At 42.4% G+C, this 18637-nt stretch carries 8 protein-coding genes; 3 read left to right on the plus strand and 5 right to left on the minus strand.

Annotation, left to right across the window (positions count from 1 at the left end):
• Nucleotide 1: 1 nt before the first annotated feature.
• From Bovatus_RS08815 to Bovatus_RS08830, 4 genes are all read right to left on the minus strand, one after another.
• Nucleotides 2–3244, minus strand: coding sequence for a SusC/RagA family TonB-linked outer membrane protein (locus tag Bovatus_RS08815; protein ID WP_004300972.1), 3243 nt, complete (start codon nt 3242–3244; stop codon nt 2–4).
• A 37-nt stretch (nt 3245–3281) separates the two neighbouring features.
• Complete coding sequence (locus Bovatus_RS08820) at nt 3282–4700, minus strand: alpha-L-fucosidase (protein WP_004300973.1); 1419 nt, start codon at nt 4698–4700, stop codon at nt 3282–3284.
• 159 nt (nt 4701–4859) lie between these two features.
• Nucleotides 4860–8948 carry a hybrid sensor histidine kinase/response regulator transcription factor gene (locus tag Bovatus_RS08825; RefSeq protein WP_004300974.1) on the minus strand — a complete coding sequence of 1363 codons (4089 nt, stop codon included), beginning with the start codon at nt 8946–8948 and terminating at the stop codon, nt 4860–4862.
• Nucleotides 8949–9077: 129 nt separating this feature from the next.
• A complete protein-coding gene (locus tag Bovatus_RS08830; protein WP_004300975.1) occupies nt 9078–10277 on the minus strand; it encodes an AGE family epimerase/isomerase in 1200 nt (399 codons plus the stop codon).
• A gap of 531 nt (nt 10278–10808) precedes the next feature.
• On the opposite strand from Bovatus_RS08830, the gene Bovatus_RS08835 reads away from it, so the two are divergent.
• The gene (locus Bovatus_RS08835; protein ID WP_004300977.1) at nt 10809–12365 is read left to right on the plus strand and encodes an ATP-binding protein; all 1557 of its coding nucleotides are present in this window, start codon (nt 10809–10811) and stop codon (nt 12363–12365) included.
• Between the two features lie 10 nt (nt 12366–12375).
• Here the strand turns inward: Bovatus_RS08835 and Bovatus_RS08840 are convergent, their stop codons facing one another.
• Entirely contained in the window at nt 12376–13578 is a 1203-nt protein-coding gene (locus Bovatus_RS08840) for a hypothetical protein (protein WP_004300978.1), read from the minus strand.
• Between the two features lie 162 nt (nt 13579–13740).
• Between Bovatus_RS08840 and Bovatus_RS08845 the strand changes: the two genes are divergently transcribed.
• A complete protein-coding gene (locus Bovatus_RS08845) occupies nt 13741–14919 on the plus strand; it encodes an ATP-binding protein (protein WP_004311727.1) in 1179 nt (392 codons plus the stop codon).
• Between the two features lie 32 nt (nt 14920–14951).
• A complete protein-coding gene (gene nifJ / locus Bovatus_RS08850) occupies nt 14952–18500 on the plus strand; it encodes a pyruvate:ferredoxin (flavodoxin) oxidoreductase (protein WP_004300981.1) in 3549 nt (1182 codons plus the stop codon).
• Nucleotides 18501–18637 lie beyond the last annotated feature (137 nt).

Genomic DNA, 18637 nt, shown 5'->3' on the forward strand with positions numbered 1-18637 from the left:
TTTAAAAAGTTACATTCACTCCCAAGCTGAAGATTTTCATAATTGGATACGTATTCGTATCACGTGTCAATTCTCCTTCGGGATCAAAAACTTTCAGTTTGTCAAATGTCAAGAGATTATAACCGGTAAATTGAACCGTCAACTTAGAGGCGCCGATAGCTTTTAAAATCTTCTGTTGAGTGATATTATATCCAATCGTCAGATTTTTCAATTTGATGTATGAAGCATCTTTCAGCCATACGCTCGACGTCTCTTGGTTAGTCGAACTTGAGATGGACAAACGGGGATACACAGCCGTTGCTGCTGTTTCAGGTGTCCAACGCCCGTCAGCCATATATTGATAAAGTACCTGCCCCTCATAAAAAGGACGTTTATAAGCATTTGCCATCTCAATATCACACTGTGCTACTCCCGTCCAGTTCATGGAAGCAAAAAAACCTTTATATTCTCCACCCAAATTTAAACCGAACGTATAAGCCGGGCGTTTGGGGTTCCCTATTTTGGTCTGGTCGTCATTATCAATTATATTATCACCGTTCAAATCTGCAAACTTAATATCACCGGGATATTTTTTCCCTTGCGGTTGCGGCAAATCCCCACGAACATTACCATCCGCATCAAAGTCATTCTCATTATAGAACCCTTGTGCCAGATATCCGAAGCGGGCTCCCACCTCGTGTCCGGTACGCCACATATAAGGTTCGTTCGGTTCTACTTCATCTTGATAAATAATTTTATTTTTAGAATAAGAGACATTTGCATTTATATAATATGAAAAGTCCTTAATACGATCATTCCATTTTAAATCAACTTCATATCCTTGATTATTTACTTTACCCATGTTAACCACAGGCAATATGCCATTCATTGCAATCAAGGAAGGAACGGTGCTGCGTTGTATCAGAATATCACGACGATTTTCCCGGAAATAATCGACTGTCAACTTCAAACGGTCACTGAAGAAATAAGCATCTATACCGTAATTCTGCTTTAAGGCAGTTTCCCAGGTTACATTCGAATTTCCCAGCATAAGTTCTTTCGCTGCTGTCTGATAGACCGTATTTGTCAATCCGAAAATATACCCGTTCTTATCCTGATAGGCTTTCTGCAGCCAGTCGGAATTATTTATTGAATAAGAGTCCGGCAAATAAAGGAAGCGATTACTGGACATGTTGTCATTACCGACCAATCCAACAGAAGCACGCACTTTCAGATAGGTTAAGAAGTCATTTTTAGGAATGAATTTCTCTTCTGTAATCACATAGCCGATAGAACCTGCAGGGAATGTACCAAAACGTTTGTCCGGCGCAAAGTTCTCGGAACCATTATAGCCAATATTAAATTCTGCTATATATTTCGACTTATAATCATAAGTCAAACGGCCTACCAAGCCAACATAAGCAGTCGGGACATCCCAAAACTTGTTAGGATAATTAGGATAATACTTTTTACTTTGGTTGTACAGCAATAAGGCACCGACATTATGTTCTCCGAATTTGCGATTATAACGAATGCTTCCTTCCACATACCAGTCACGGGCACGTTTTTTATCTCCGGTTCCATACGTTTTCATCATATTTTCCCCCGTTATCCGATACACAAGACTCTTATCAAAATCAGGGTCTCCAACATCAAGTCCCGATCCGTCTATTTCGGATTTATAAAAAGGAGTATATGTTTCCACATGTCCCCGTACGGTTTTGATGTAAGAATAATCCGTATTATATGCCCCTTTCACTTCGATGGAAAGCCCCTTGGTTATAAAATCCAGATTTTGAGACAAGTTCAAATCGAATGTCATATTATTCGAGACTTTGCGGTCATAACCATAGCCATAAAATCCATTAATTACTTGATTCTCCATTTTAACTCCGGGAAAACGTGTACTCTGTGTCACCACTTTTTTTCCGTCGATAATTCCCGGAGATGAGAATGGCAACGACCACGTAAGCTGTTTCCATACATTACCACTGCCTCCCGGGTCACGCTGGTTGCCTACAATTCCGCCCATGCCGAACTTTAACGTAGTGGTGCGTGTGAGATTTACATCGAGATTGGCACGATAGTTATAACGGGTATAGCTGTAATTGTTATCATAATCAAGCCCGTCCAGTTGTTTAAACAAACCATTCTGAAACAAAAAGCCTAACGATACAAAATAACGGATATCTTTTGTTCCTCCGGAAATACTTACATTATGTTGGGTTTGAACAGCAGCCTTATTCATCAAATAATCATACCAGTTCACATTGGGATACAGAATAGGAGAATCCCCCAAACGAAAACGTTCCATATCATAGTCCGAGAAAGCCAGCAAGTCATCTGCCGCTCCATCGTTACGTTGAGCTTCTCTGAATAAAGAAGCCGTTGTATAGCTGTCTGCCACATCCAATATACGGGTAGGCATCTGAATGCCGACATTCGAGCTAATCGAAATTTTGGCCTTTCCTTCTTCTCCCCGGCGGGTAGTGACCAATATGACTCCGTTCGCACCGCGCACTCCAAATACAGCCGTAGCCGAAGCATCTTTTAATACATTAATAGATTCTATCTCGTTAGGATCCATTTGATAAAAAGAACGCTCCACACCATCCACAAGAATAAGCGGAGCAGCTCCCCCTTCCGTCAATGAACCTACACCACGTACAAATATTTTCGCATTGTCAGCTCCCGGTTGTCCACTTGCCTGCATGGAAGAAACTCCCGGCAACTGCCCTGCCAAAGAGTTAGTGACACTGGCACTAGGTGATTTCAGTAAAGCCTCCGTGCCGACACTTGATATAGCACCGGTCAATGTCGCTTTTTTCTGCACACCGTATGCAACAACCATTACTTCATCCAGACTTTGTACATTTTCCTGCAAACATACATTAATCCCCCTTCGGGAGTTCACCTTTATTTCTTGTGACTGGTAGCCAATAAATGAAACCGATAAAATTGAATTTCCATCAGGTACCGTAATTGTATAACGGCCGTCAATATCCGTAATAACTCCTGTGGAAGTCCCTTTCACTTGTACAGTAGCACCAATAATAGGTTCGCCACCCTCACTCGTAACAACCCCTGTAACTATTATACTTTTGTTCTGTTGTAAAGCGGAACTGACCCACTCTTTGCCGGTGTCACTGCCCGACAAAATCCTACCCGTCTCTGCGGAATAACAAATCTCGCCCCACAAAGACGACCTGATACATACGGCGATAAATAAAACCTTCCGCATGCGACCTGTTAAGATGTTTTTCATACTTTGATTATATTAAATAGTTAAACAAAAAGCATCATTATAATTTCTGCTTAAATTTGAAAACCAGCGATTCATTCTTCAATCCTTTCGGCAGAGTTACTGTCACTTTGCCGTCTTTTGTCCGATACTTCACGCTACGACCGTTTTGAAGCAATACCATCTTGCCGGCAGGTTCATTTCCTTCCCATACAATTTCCTGCGGCAATTCCACATTGTCCGGCAGTGCATAGATAGCATACAGCGTCTTTCCATCTTTGTTAGCCGTGAACCAGATATTCTCACTTTGATAGACAGGAGTAGTGCGTGTGTTGTAAATTGCTTCACCATTTATTTTCAGCCATTGCCCTATCTCTTTCAAACGCTGTATTCCCTCTTCCTCGATAGTACCTTCCGGTGTAGGTCCCACGCCCAAAACCAAAGAACCGCCTTTGGCTACAATCTCCGTGAGAATATTGATTACTTGAGCTGCCGACTTGTAAGGAGCGTCTTTCCACCATCCCCAATGATTGGTCAGTGTGATGCAACTTTCCCAAGGATGATCCAGTTGCCGCTTGGGAATAGTCAGTTCCGGTGTTTGGTAATTTTCGTTCCGTCCGGGCACAGTCCGGTCTACGGCTATCAATCCGGGTTGATATTCGCGTGCCTTATCTATGATTTGATCCATTTTGATGTCTTCCTTGGGAGCTCTTACCCAGCCTCCGTCCAGCCAAAGAAGGTCTACCCGACCATAACGCGTCATGAGTTCATTGATCTGATTAGCCGTATATTCTTGAAAACGTTTCCATTTATCCGGATTCAGCTTGATATCATAATTCACATTCCGAGTGGGCGTTGCCCTGTCTCTACTCCAGTAATCATTGCAATGCCAGTCGGGCTTGGAGAAGTAAGCACCTATCATAAAGTCTTTCTGACGGAAGGCATCAAACACTTGATAGGTCACATCTTTTAAAGGATTGTTTTTAAAAGGCCCTTTAGCAATCGAGAAATCGGTTTCCTTCGTATCAAACATACAAAAACCGTCGTGATGTTTGGTAGTGAAAATCATATATTTCATACCGGCATCTTTCATAATGTCCGCCCATACTTCCGGAGCAAACTTCGTTGGATTGAAAGACTCGCTTAATCCCCAATACCATTTTTTAAAATCATCATAAGGCATATCACCGAAGATTTTAGTTCGGCGCGGAATAAATTTTTCTTCCGAACACAACAGCCACGACTCGAAAGTACCCGGTACGGAATAAAGTCCCCAGTGGAACAGTACACCGAATTTCAAGTCTCGCCATTGATCTAATTTCTGCAGTACTGCCGGGTCTGTCGGATATTCATAAGAGGTGGATGATTTGTGCACATACCCTTGATCTTTAATATCACTTTGCTGTGCACATACATTCCAGGAAAAAGAGAGTCCGAACAAAGCAGCTAATACCACTTTCATGCTTTTCATTTTTCTCATACTTACCGTTGTTTTAGAGGTTTTAAATTTCACCGCTAAGATATGAGGATTGAAATGAAAGGGTGTTTTCTATTATTTTTAGTTTGTCCGATAACTGTCAAAAGAGTGCTAAAAACTATCAGAACATTTTCGATTTTATTCAAAAGAGCTTCCCAGGCACTATTTTCTCTGTTTTTTCACATAATCAGAAGGCATACATCCCATATATTTCTTAAAACTGGTAGAGAAATAAGATCGGGATGAAAAACCTACCATGGCACTCACTTCAGATATGGAGTAACGCCCGTCCAACAGTAATTTGCACGCCATATTGAAACGTATCCGCCGAATAAAATTTGCCGGCGGTTCACCCGATATGGAATTCATTTTGTAGTATAATGACGAGCGACTCATAAAAAGCTTCTCCGCAAGATCATCGGCTGTAAAGTCTTCATCAGAGATGTTTTCTTCCACAGTCTGAATGGCTTTGGTTATAAATTCCTCATCCAGCTTATTCGAAGTCATTTTTGCCGCATCAATATCAATCGTACTGGAATAATAATATCTCAAACGCTGCCTGGCTTTCAGGATATTATTAATCTTCCCTTTCAGAAGATTAATAGAAAATGGTTTGGGGATATAATCGTCCGCACCTGCCTGAATACCCGCAGTCTGTGCCTCAAGACTACCTTTCGCTGACAACAAAATAACCGGAATATGGCAGGTTTGCATGTTCTTCTTCACAATCTCACATAACTTAATACCATCTATTCCCGGCATCATCACATCAGAAAGAATTAAATCCACTTTCTGTTCCTTCATCATTTCCAGTGCTTCTTCCCCGTTTCCGGCTATCAACGTGATATACTCCGATTTAAAATTATCCTTCAAATAATCAACCATTTCCTTATTATCATCCACCAGCAGGATAGTCGCTCTCCCCTCTTCTTCCCTACCATCCGGTTTCTCTATGTCAGTGGTATTAACCGCAACCTCTTCCAGGTAGGAAATATCCATAGGAGAATACATAGATTTTGATAAAGTGAAGGTCGTTTCCGTGTCCTGTTTTTGTTCTTCAGCCGGAAATATGTGGACGTCTGCCGGCAAAATCACCCTGAATTCTGTGAATTTCCCGATTTCACTAGCGACCTCTATCCTACCCCTATGCTTGTCTATCAACAATTTCACCAAAGACAAGCCAATGCCGGAACCTTTCTGATTATCGTCCACTTGGTAAAAGCGTTCGAAAATGCGGGAAAGTTTCTCTTCCGGAATACCTATACCGTTATCACGTATCGTAAATCCGTAGACAGACTCCTTCTTCCACAATGATAATGAGATTTCTCCGCCGTCAGGAGTAAACTTAAACGCATTGGAAAGCAAATTCATCAATATCGTTTCCAAATACATCCTGTCAACAGGAAATAATTCATCTTTCAAATCCGAACGGAAATGGAAATTAATATTTCGTTTCCGTGCATTCTCTATAAATAAATTGAATACATTCATTGCCATACTCTCAACCGGCCCTGAAACGATATTGATAGGTAATGTTCCCGATTCTGCCTTCCTGAAGTCAAGTAGCTGATTGACAATATGCAATAATTTCTGTCCATTCTTATAGACATAAGACAATTTTTGTTGCACAGCGGGATCGAAAGAGTTCTTTTCGCCCAACAATTCCTCTAACGGAGCTAATATCAGACTTAAAGGTGTGCGCAATTCATGAGACATATTAATATAAAAACGGACTTTCTCCTGACTGATTTCTTCTATCTTATTCCGTTCGATATGCTCAATCTGTACCTGCATCCTCATCTTGGCACGAACAATAAAGAAATAAAATACAAAAGCTAAAATACCGATGATAAAGAGGAAAAACAACGTTTTTGCCCACCACGTCTGATACCACATCGGAATAATATCAATAAAAAATTCTGCAGGGGTTTCTGACCATTGTCCACTGTCACTGCATGCCTTTACTTTAAAAACATATCTACCCGGAGACAAATTCCAATAGTTCACTCCACGACTTCCTGCCCAAGTAGCATAAATCCAATCCGAATCGTAACCTTCCAGCTTATAGGCAAACCTGTTACGGCTGTTTGACAGGTAGTTGATTACAGAAAAAGTGATTCTGAACATTTTGAGTTCCGAAGGAAAAGAGACTCCCAGCAACTTCCCGTTGTCAGCCTGATAAAAATCGACATCTCCGTCTTTAGCTTGCCTTATGGGAAGATTCTGTATGGACAATCCGGTTATCACTGCGTTAGGCGTAAAAGGAGTGCCGGAGAAGTGTTCGGGATTAAAAAAGACGACCCCATTCAAAGTTCCTAAAAAGAAAGTGCCGTCTTTTGAACTGCATACAGCCGACTGCATAAACTGATTGTTCGGCAAACCATCTTGTTTGATATAGTTGCAGAAATTCTTTTTATGCAAATCAAAACAGGAAAGTCCCCTGCTCGTTGTGAGCCACAACCGCCCTTTTTTATCTTCCAAAATACCGCTGATACAGTCATCGGGCAAACCGTCGCTCATAGAATAACGCTCCCATGAAAGAGAGGTTCCTTCTTTATAGCGGTACAATCCGGAAGAAGTGCCTACCCAAATGGCATGGCTACTGTCTTCATATACACACAACGCCTGTATCAGGCCAAGAGAATAAGCCCCTGCCGAATCAGCCATCACTCGCATTTCTCCGTCAGCACACATGTACAAGCTTTCTTCCGTACCAATCCAGACACGCCGTCTTGAATCACGGAACAAGGTAGAGACAAGCACATCTTTCAATTGAGGATATCTGACTGCCAAAGGATGCAAGGAGATTTGCCTTGTTTGATAATCAAAACGATACAAACCAGCCATCGAACCAATCCAAAGTGTACCATCGTCTCCATCCAACAGTGAATAGCAACTATTTTCCAAGGATGCGGCACCGGGAATATCATAATTACTTAGATGTCCGGTCTTGACGTTCAAATGACTCAACCCGCCGCTATGCATACCGATATAAACAGAACCATTTTTCTCGGGAAACACACATTTAATGTTATTCGAACGTAAGGAGCCGGCTTTGTTGCCTTCATCGGAATAACAAGTGAAATGCCCGGTTGTCCTGTCATAATGATTCAATCCTCCGTCATTGGTACCAATCCAAAGATTATTATTGAAAGGGTCTTCCGCTATGCAACTGACAGTATTGTCACTCAATGAATTACGGTAGACAGAATGTTGCAGGACACGAAAATCAGGTGCTAATACATGATAATAATTAAGCCCTCCGTGGTAAGTGCCTACCCACATTCCTCCCTGATGATCCCTTAGAAGAGAACGTACAGAATTATGTCCCAAAGAAGAAGGGTCTTCATAGGAAAAGCGATATTGCGAAATACTTTTTGTATCCGGTTGGAGAATCAGCAGTCCTTCTACCGTTCCAATCCATAATCTTCCCCGGTCATCCAGCTGCAAAGCCCGGACAGCATCCGAAATAAACTGTTTCGGATAATTTTTCCGGTTATAATGTTCTCGAACCTGAAATTTGTCATCTATCAAATATACTCCGTTCGTCAATGACGCCAACCAGCAATTCCGGGTCTTATCATCATAAATGATACTGGAGATTACTTCATTTTTCAATTCAGGAAGCAATTGAACAATATTACCATTACGGAAATAATAGAAATAAATACCTTTTGAAGTTCCAAGTAATGCCCCGTCTCCTATAGCACGAACGGAATAAACATTCTTCCCTTCTAACTGGGGGAGCATTTTCATCTTGCCATCCGTTTTCTCAAAAAGAACCAATCCCCGATTGGTTCCTAACAACAACTGTTCCCTGTCTGCCGGCTCTTCCATCGCAAACACCTGAACCGACTGATTGCCCGGTAATGAGTAATTTGTAAAATCATTACCTATAATATTATACCGGGAAAGTCCGACCATTGTCCCTGCCCACACCGTTCCCTTTCGGTCAGTATAAAGAGAATAGATGTAGTTATTTCCCAAACTGGCGGTATCGACCAAAGATTTATAAAAGGACGCAAAGCGGAAACCGTCATGCCAGTTCAATCCTTCAGTAGTGCCCACCCATATCTTATTGTTATGGTCCTGGGTTAAAGCAAGCACTGTATTGTACGACAATCCATCATCTACAGACAAACGTTTAAAACGAACCGGAGCCTCATCTGCCAATAAAGTAGATATCGGAATAAATTGGAAACAAATAGATAAAACAATCAAATAACAAATTTGTATATATCGGTCTTTCATAAGTAATCACGGTTCAAGAACATTTTAACTCAAACAAAAGTACATAAAAAGCATGAGCTTTTTACACCGGCATAATAAAGAAATCATTTTTTTCTTTAGAGGAAAGATATGTATTTCCAGCCACTTTTATCACATATATCCGTTAGCTTTAATTTCTTTATATCGTTTCAAAGCCTCCAGATAATAATAATCGGCATAAATCAACGGGGTGTCGACTTCACTATTATGCGGAAAGCTACCCACCGAATGCATGAGAATAAACCCGTGATTTTCTCTTTCCCTTGCCAGGTATGTTTCCGAGGAAAGTTGCTTCAAGATTCGCTCTGCATAACGGAAGTATTTCCGCCCTTGTTTTTTGTCCCCATAACCGCTTAATTCCAACAAGGCGGAAGCTGTGACGGCAGCCGCCGAAGCATCGCGAGGTTCATTGGGAATGTTCGGAGCATTATAATCCCAATAAGGAATAAAGTCTTTTTCGGACGGGCAATGGCTCATTATAAATTCAGCGATCTTATAAGCCGCTTTCAGATAAGTTTGTTGTTTGGTGAAACGATAACACATGGTATATCCATATACGGCCCAAGCCTGACCACGTGCCCAAGACGATTCATCATCATATCCCTGGTAAGTACCTTTCGACTCGACTGTACCATCTTCCGGCAAATAACTGACTACATGATAAGATGTCATATCTTCCCGAAAATGATTCTTCAGTGTTTTGTCGGCATGTGCTATGGCAATTTCCCGATACTTCGGATTACCGGTCTGTTCCGATGCCCAGAAAAGCATCTCCAGATTCATCATGTTATCAATAATGACAGGATAACTCCAATTGCCAAAGTCCCAGGAACGAATCAATCCGACTTTCGGTTCAAAGCGCGTACAAAGGCTTTCGGCAGCGCGAACGAGAATCAGGCTGTCCGCTGGTTCCGGTTTTAGACGGATGCCCTGACCGTAACTACAAAACATCATAAACCCCAAATCGTGATTTTTCGTATAATACTGCATCGCTTCCAGACGGTCAGTGTACAAACGTGCCTGTTTTGCCAATTCTTCCTTAGCTGTAAGTTCATACGCCAGCCACAAGGAGCCCGGGAAAAAACCGGAAGTCCAATCCGAAGGTTTTTCCAAGCGATATTTTCCATCTTTCAAGGAACGTGGAAAACAAAGGGTATCCGATTCGTTTTTCAACTTTTCTGCCATATAGAGCAATTGATGTCCGGATGTACTCACCGCACGGTCAAACCATTTCATCTCATTTTCTTTCGGAACATTACAAGCAGCCAGAAAAATAATTCCTGTTGCCACCATTAGAAGTTTGCTATTCATTGTTTCAATCTATTTCTGTTATTACTTCTCCATATATTAGCAACAAAGGTAAACTAACTTACAGACATCGGTTTTACAAAACTCTTTTTTTATGTCCGTTTCCATATTAGTAATGTTTGATTTTGTACAAAAGTTGTCTGCTTTCAGATATTCATAATGGTGCAGAAACGAACTGATCCGCACGGAAAGAAATTAAATAATATAGTTTAGATTTTTCTCCACTGTATAAACAATCTATCTGAGACCCGGGTCTCAGCATCTATGACACCCGGGTCTCAGGTATGCCAACACCCGGGTGTCAGTACCATTGAGACCCGGGTGTCAGATAGAACTCTACTACTAAGCGTTTTTTCTTTGTTACTAGAGTAAATAAAATTCCGATGCATCTAATATCTATTCAAAACAGTGCAAGAATGAGCTAAATAATAATTTTCCAGTTAAACAAAATTATAACGCTCGTTCTTTGAGATATTGAAAACGAAATATTACGAAAATAATGATTATCTTTGAACCACTAAAAGGAAAATAACAATGAATGACCTGCTTCGTAAACTCCCTATCGGGATACAGACCTTTGAGAAACTTCGTAAGGGCGATTATCTATATGTAGATAAAACAGAGCTTGTATGGAAAATAGCTTATACATCTACTCCATACTTCCTGAGCCGTCCACGCCGTTTTGGTAAAAGTCTTCTTCTCTCTACCTTTGAAGCCTACTTTGAAGGAAAGAAAGAACTCTTCGAAGGGCTTGCCATTGAAAAACTGGAAACGAAATGGGAAAAGCATCCTGTGCTGCATCTGGATTTAAATGCCGAGAAGTACGATTCCCCAGAAAGACTTTATGATATCCTCAGCCGTCAACTCACCTTATGGGAAATCCAATATGGCAAAGGAATAGACGAGAACACTCTTTCCGGTCGTTTCTCCGGCGTCATCCGTCGTGCCTACGAACAAACCGGTAGCAGCGTCGTAGTTCTGGTAGACGAATACGACAAACCTCTATTGCAAGCTTTAGGCAATGATGTCTTACTGGATGAATACCGTAAAACTCTGAAAGCCTTTTACGGAGTATTGAAAAGTGCCGACCGCTACCTACGTTTCGTCTTCCTCACAGGAGTAACGAAATTCTCACAAGTAAGTGTATTCAGTGACCTCAACCAATTGCAGGACATCACTTTATGGCCCGATTACGGAACCCTTTGCGGCATCACTCTTCAAGAATTATTGGATACCTTCCAGCCGGAAATCAAGATACTGGCAGCCAATAATTCCATTTCTTATGATGACGCGGTACAACGAATGACACGTCTCTACGATGGCTATCATTTTTGCATTAATTCAGTAGGTATCTTCAACCCGTTCAGTGTACTGAATGTCCTGAAATCAAAAGTGTTCGACAATTACTGGTTCCAGACCGGCACACCGACTTTCCTCGTCGAGATGCTGCAAGAAACCGAATACGACCTGCGTACTTTGCTTGACGGGATCGAAGCACCGTCTTCCATGTTCTCCGAATATCGTGTAGATTCCAATAATCCGATTCCGTTAATTTACCAAAGTGGCTATCTGACGATAAAAGATTTCGATAGGGAATTTGGTAACTATCTATTGCAATTTCCTAATGATGAAGTCCGCTACGGCTTCATTAATTTCCTGGTTCCATTTTACACCGGAGTGAGAAACAGTGACCAAGGATTTTACATCGGCAAGTTTGTACAAGAACTTCGTTCGGGAGACTACGATGCCTTTCTCACCCGCCTGCAAGCCTTCTTTGCCGATTTCAACTACGAATTGAACGAGCAGACAGAGCGTCACTACCAAGTGGTTTTCTATATTGTCTTCAAACTTATGGGACAGTTCACCGATGCCGAAGTACGCAGCGCCCGCGGTCGTGCAGATGCCGTAGTGAAAACACCTAAATATATCTATGTCTTCGAATTCAAGCTGCATGACACGGCAGAAGCGGCATTGAAGCAGATCGACGATAAAGGCTATCTGATACCGTATCAGGCAGACGGACGTGAAGTGATAAAGATCGGGGTAGAGTTCAGTGCGGAAAAACGCAATATCAGTCGCTGGCTGGTGTGAACAGATAAAGTTAAATATTATCAGGAGTTACCCATATCCACGCCCGATAACAACTTCTCCTATGAACAGGAACCAAAGGTAAATAACCGGAGTACACTCTACCTTCCCTGATTTTCAACGGATAAGTTGCGGACATTCGTTCATGTTCCTGCAAGGCTTCACCTTCCGAAGGATGATAATCAATCACAAAACGCCCTATTGAACCAGGATGTACATAACGGTCATATAAAAAACGCGCAACAACTCCCATATTCATGCGCAGATTAATTTCCACACAGGGATGAATCCGAAAAACCGGCTTTTCATTTTCCGGAAACCGACAAATCATCATATCAACTCCAAGATAACCTTTATAAACGGTTCCTACCAACGCAGAAAGCCTATATTTCAAGCAGTTCTCCAAATCCGTCAAAACCTTTGAAGGGATATATTGCGAAAGTTGTTTCCAGATTGCCTCATTAGAAAACAAACGATTCCCTTCATACATTCCACTCTTTCCGGTATGGAAGAGGGAATATCCCATAAATGTCACTTCACCTGTACCATCGGAATAAAACTCCATGGCAAAATCCTCTACCTTATTATATATAGGTTCCGCAATGATTCCACCCTGCGAAGCAGCCACACGCGTACACCAACCGGAAATAAAAGGAGTAAATATGCCTTTACACCAGTTCAAGCCTTTACCGCTTCCCGAAAGCGGAGCTTTCAACAGGCAGCATTCCCGCTCTTCCACAAAGGTTTTCCATTCTTCCTGTGTCTTCAAATAATAAGATTCTCCGCAGAAATATTCATTCAGTTGTAATTCCGGAAGCAATGAGACGGCTTTAGAACGATGGGAGTATTCCCGCAAACCGTTTAATTGCTCCATAGAAGGAAGCAGGGCTTCATCCACGCCCAGCCCTGAAAGCCGCTTCCGCAAAGCTAAATCCCATCCCCAAGGACGAATATCCAAATCCGGTCCGACAGCAAGTTCCGGTTCAGTCATCAAATGAATCGAAACTCCCAGCAATTCCTGCATTTGCTTCAAATAATCCAGATTATAAGCGGAAGGAGCTAATACAGCACTCCCCTCCTCTGCATACCACATCGGAAGCAAAGCCAACTCGGAAGCCATACGTCTGGCCGAAGCCGGAGCCATATAATTAGTTTCACCGCTGGCCAACGCCAAGTCATGTTCCGGATTGAATATATAAAGAGCCCTTTTTGTCATTTCAAATGAATTCAACACTTTATTCTGCAAATATATACAGGAAATAGTCAGGAATGACTACAATAAACAGAAAGTTGGAATTAAACACACAATTTTGCCATCTCTACTTTGCAAATCCTAAAAAAAGCAGTATATTTGCCACCCGAAAAACAAAGAACTGAAATGGAATCATTCTACCGCACACACGCCTACCTCGTTGAGCACACCAATGCCCCCGTTCGCCGCGATCTTATGGACGAGATCGACTGGAGCGACCGCCTGATTGGTATCAAAGGGACACGTGGCGTAGGAAAAACCACTTTCCTTCTCCAATACGCCAAAGAGAAATTCGGGAACGACCGTTCCTGTCTGTTCATCAACATGAACAACTTCTATTTCTCGGGCCACAGCATTGTAGACTTCGCCAACGAATTTCAGAAACGTGGCGGAAAAGTATTGTTGATCGACCAGGTGTTCAAACATCCGGAATGGAGCAAAGAGTTACGCATGTGTTACGACCGTTTTCCTAACCTGAAAATTGTCTTCACCGGCTCGTCCGTGATGCGACTGAAAGAAGAAAATCTTGAATTACGTGATATCGCCAAGAGCTATAACCTGCGTGGATTCTCTTTCCGTGAATTCCTAAACTTGCAAACAGGCATGAAATTCAGGGCATATAGCCTCGAAGAAATTCTTAGCACTCACGAACAGATTGCCAAAGGAGTACTCTCCAAAGTCCGTCCGTTGGATTATTTTCAGGATTATCTGCACCACGGATTCTATCCGTTCTTCCTTGAAAAACGTAACTTTTCGGAGAATCTGCTGAAAACGATGAACATGATGGTGGAAGTAGATATACTTCTCATCAAACAAATTGAACTGAAATATCTTTCAAAGATAAAAAAATTGCTATATTTGCTCGCTGTCGACGGGCCGAAAGCTCCAAATGTGAGCCAACTGGCAAGCGACATACAGACATCTCGCGCCACGGTGATGAACTATATCAAGTATCTGGCAGATGCGCGACTCATTAATCTGGTTTATCCGAAAGGGGAAGAATTCCCTAAAAAACCTTCAAAGATAATGATGCACAACTCCAACCTGATGTATTCCATCTATCCGGTGAAAGTGGAAGAGCAGGATGTGCTCGACACATTCTTTGCAAATTCTTTATGGAAAGACCATAAGGTACATAAAGGAGATAAAAACGTCTCTTTTATGGTAGACGAAGTAATGCCGTTCAAAATTTGCCAGGAAGGCGCAAAGATCAAGAACAATCCGAATGTAACGTACGCGTTGCATAAGGCTGAAATAGGTCGGGGCAACCAGATACCTCTCTGGATGTTCGGCTTTTTATATTAAAAGATTTATTTACTTAAATATTTAATTTAGTTATGACTAAACAGAAGAAATTCATCACTTGTGATGGTAACCAAGCTGCAGCGCATATCTCGTATATGTTCTCTGAAGTAGCAGCTATCTACCCCATCACTCCTTCTTCGACTATGGCTGAGTACGTAGACGAATGGGCTGCCGCAGGACGTAAGAACATCTTCGGCGAAACAGTATTAGTACAGGAAATGCAATCTGAAGGTGGTGCTGCCGGTGCAGTTCACGGTTCTCTTCAGGCTGGTGCGTTGACTACTACTTACACTGCTTCCCAGGGTCTTCTCCTGATGATCCCTAACATGTACAAAATTGCCGGTGAGTTCTTGCCTTGCGTATTCCATGTGTCTGCTCGTACATTGGCTTCTCACGCATTGTGTATCTTCGGTGACCACCAAGACGTAATGTCAGCTCGTCAGACTGGCTTTGCTATGTTGGCTGAAGGCTCTGTACAGGAAGTTATGGATTTGGCTGGTGTTGCTCACTTGGCTACCATCAAATCTCGCGTTCCGTTCATGAACTTCTTCGATGGTTTCCGTACATCTCACGAAATCCAAAAGATTGAAATGTTGGAAAATGATGATCTTGCTCCGCTGATCGACCAGGAAGCTTTGGCTGAATTCCGTGCCCGCGCACTGAACCCGATGAAACCGGTAGCTCGTGGTATGGCTGAAAATCCTGACCATTTCTTCCAACATCGTGAATCATGCAACAACTACTATGAAGCAGTTCCTGCTATCGTAGAAGAATACATGAATGAAATTTCTAAGATCACAGGTCGTAAATACGGTTTGTTCGATTACTATGGTGCAGAAGATGCAGAACGCGTAATTATCGCTATGGGTTCTGTAACAGAAGCTGCCCGCGAAGCTATCGACTACCTGGTAGCAAACGGCGAAAAAGTGGGTATGGTTGCCGTACACCTATATCGTCCGTTCTCTGCTAAACACTTCTTGGCTGCTGTACCTAAGACTGCTAAAACTATCGCAGTTCTTGACCGTACTAAAGAACCGGGTGCTAACGGCGAACCTCTTTACCTTGACGTTAAAGACTGCTTCTACGGTGCAGAAAATGCTCCGGTTATCGTTGGCGGTCGCTACGGTTTGGGTTCAAAAGATACTACTCCTGCTCAAATCCTTTCAGTATTCGAAAACTTGGCTATGCCAATGCCGAAGAACCACTTCACTATCGGTATCGTAGACGACGTTACTTTCACTTCTCTTCCTCAAAAAGAAGAAATCGCTTTAGGCGGCGAAGGTATGTTCGAAGCTAAATTCTACGGTTTGGGTGCTGACGGTACAGTAGGTGCTAACAAGAACTCTGTAAAGATTATCGGTGACAACACTGACAAACACTGCCAGGCTTACTTCTCTTATGACTCTAAGAAGTCGGGCGGTTTCACTTGTTCTCACTTGCGTTTCGGTGACAATCCAATCCGTTCTACTTATCTGGTAAATACTCCGAACTTCGTTGCTTGTCACGTTCAGGCTTACCTGCACATGTACGATGTAACTCGTGGTTTGCGTAAGAACGGTTCTTTCTTATTAAACACAATTTGGGAAGGTGAAGAACTGGCTAAGAACCTGCCTAACAAGGTTAAGAAATATTTCGCACAGAACAACATTTCTGTATACTATATCAACGCAACACAGATTGCACTGGAAATTGGTTTGGGTAACCGTACCAACACAATCCTTCAATCTGCATTCTTCCGTATCACAGGCGTTATTCCTGTAGAACAAGCTGTTGAGCAGATGAAGAAATTCATCGTTAAGTCTTACGGCAAGAAGGGTGAAGACGTTGTTAACAAGAACTATGCTGCCGTTGACCGTGGTGGTGAATACAAGACTTTGGCTGTTGATCCTGCTTGGGCTAACCTTCCGGATGACGCAAAAGCTGAAAACAACGATCCTGCATTCATCAACGAAGTAGTTCGTCCGATCAATGCACAAGACGGTGACTTGTTGCCGGTATCTGCATTCAAGGGTATCGAAGACGGTACTTGGTATCAAGGTACTGCTAAATACGAAAAACGTGGTGTAGCTGCATTCGTTCCTGAATGGAATCCGGAAAACTGTATCCAGTGTAACAAGTGTGCATACGTTTGTCCTCACGCTTCTATCCGTCCGTTCGTACTCGACGCTGAAGAGCAGAAGGGTGCTAAGTTCGAACAACTGAAAGCTGTAGGTAAAGCATTCGACGGTATGACATTCCGTATCCAGGTGGACGTTCTCGACTGTCTGGGTTGCGGTAACTGTGCCGACATCTGTCCGGGTAATCCGAAGAAGGGTGGCAAAGCATTGACAATGAAACACCTCGAAAGCCAATTGGCTCAAGCTGAAAACTGGACTTACTGTGCTGAAAACGTGAAGACTAAACAACATCTTGTTGATATCAAGGCTAACGTGAAGAACTCACAGTTCGCTACTCCGTTGTTTGAGTTCTCCGGCGCTTGCTCTGGTTGTGGTGAAACTCCATACGTGAAATTGATTTCTCAATTGTTCGGTGACCGTGAAATGGTTGCTAACGCTACCGGATGTTCTTCTATCTACTCTGGTTCTGTTCCTTCTACTCCGTATACTACAAACGAAAACGGACACGGTCCTGCTTGGGCTAACTCACTGTTCGAAGACTTCTGTGAATTCGGTTTGGGTATGGAACTGGCTAACGAAAAGATGCGTGCTCGTCTCGTGAAAGTGATGAACGAGGCTATTGCTGCTGATTGCACTCCTGCTGAAGTAAAAGAACTGTTCGCTGAATGGATCAACAATATGCTGGATGCGGACAAGACTAAGGAATTGGCTGCTAAGATCATTCCGGTTGTTGAAGCTAACAAGGATAAATGTAACCACTGCAAACAAATCGCTGAACTGCAACAATATCTTGTAAAACGCAGCCAGTGGATCATTGGTGGTGACGGTGCTTCTTACGATATCGGTTACGGTGGTCTTGACCATGTAATCGCTTCCGGTAAGGACGTTAACATCCTCGTTCTGGATACTGAAGTTTACTCTAACACAGGTGGTCAGTCTTCTAAAGCTACTCCGGTAGGTGCTATCGCTAAGTTCGCTGCTGCTGGTAAGCGCGTACGTAAGAAAGACCTCGGTCTGATGGCTACTACTTACGGTTATGTATATGTTGCACAGATCGCTATGGGTGCTGACCAAGCTCAAACTCTGAAAGCTATCCGTGAAGCTGAAGCATATCCGGGACCATCTTTGATTATCGCTTACGCTCCATGTATCAACCACGGTCTGAAAGCAGGTATGGGTAAGAGCCAGGAAGAAGAAGAAAAGGCTGTTAAGTGCGGTTACTGGCACTTGTGGCGTTACAACCCGGCTCTGGAAGAAGAAGGCAAGAATCCATTCCAATTGGATAGCAAAGAACCGAACTGGGAAGATTTCCAAGGTTTCTTGAAAGGTGAAGTTCGTTACGCTTCTGTAATGAAACAATATCCTGCTGAAGCTGAAGAACTATTCAAAGCTGCCGAAGAAAACGCTAAATGGCGTTACAACAGCTACAAACGTTTGGCTAGAGAAAACTGGGGTGCTGAATAATAGTAATACCCTATAAATAAAAAACGGTAATCTTGTAGAAGATTACCGTTTTTTATTGTATGAACTCTGTCCAACATAAACAGTACTACCTTTTTCCCACTAGAGTTCATGTCTATTTTATATTTAAAATTAAGAAT

Source organism: Bacteroides ovatus, assembly GCF_001314995.1.
GTDB lineage: Bacteria > Bacteroidota > Bacteroidia > Bacteroidales > Bacteroidaceae > Bacteroides > Bacteroides ovatus.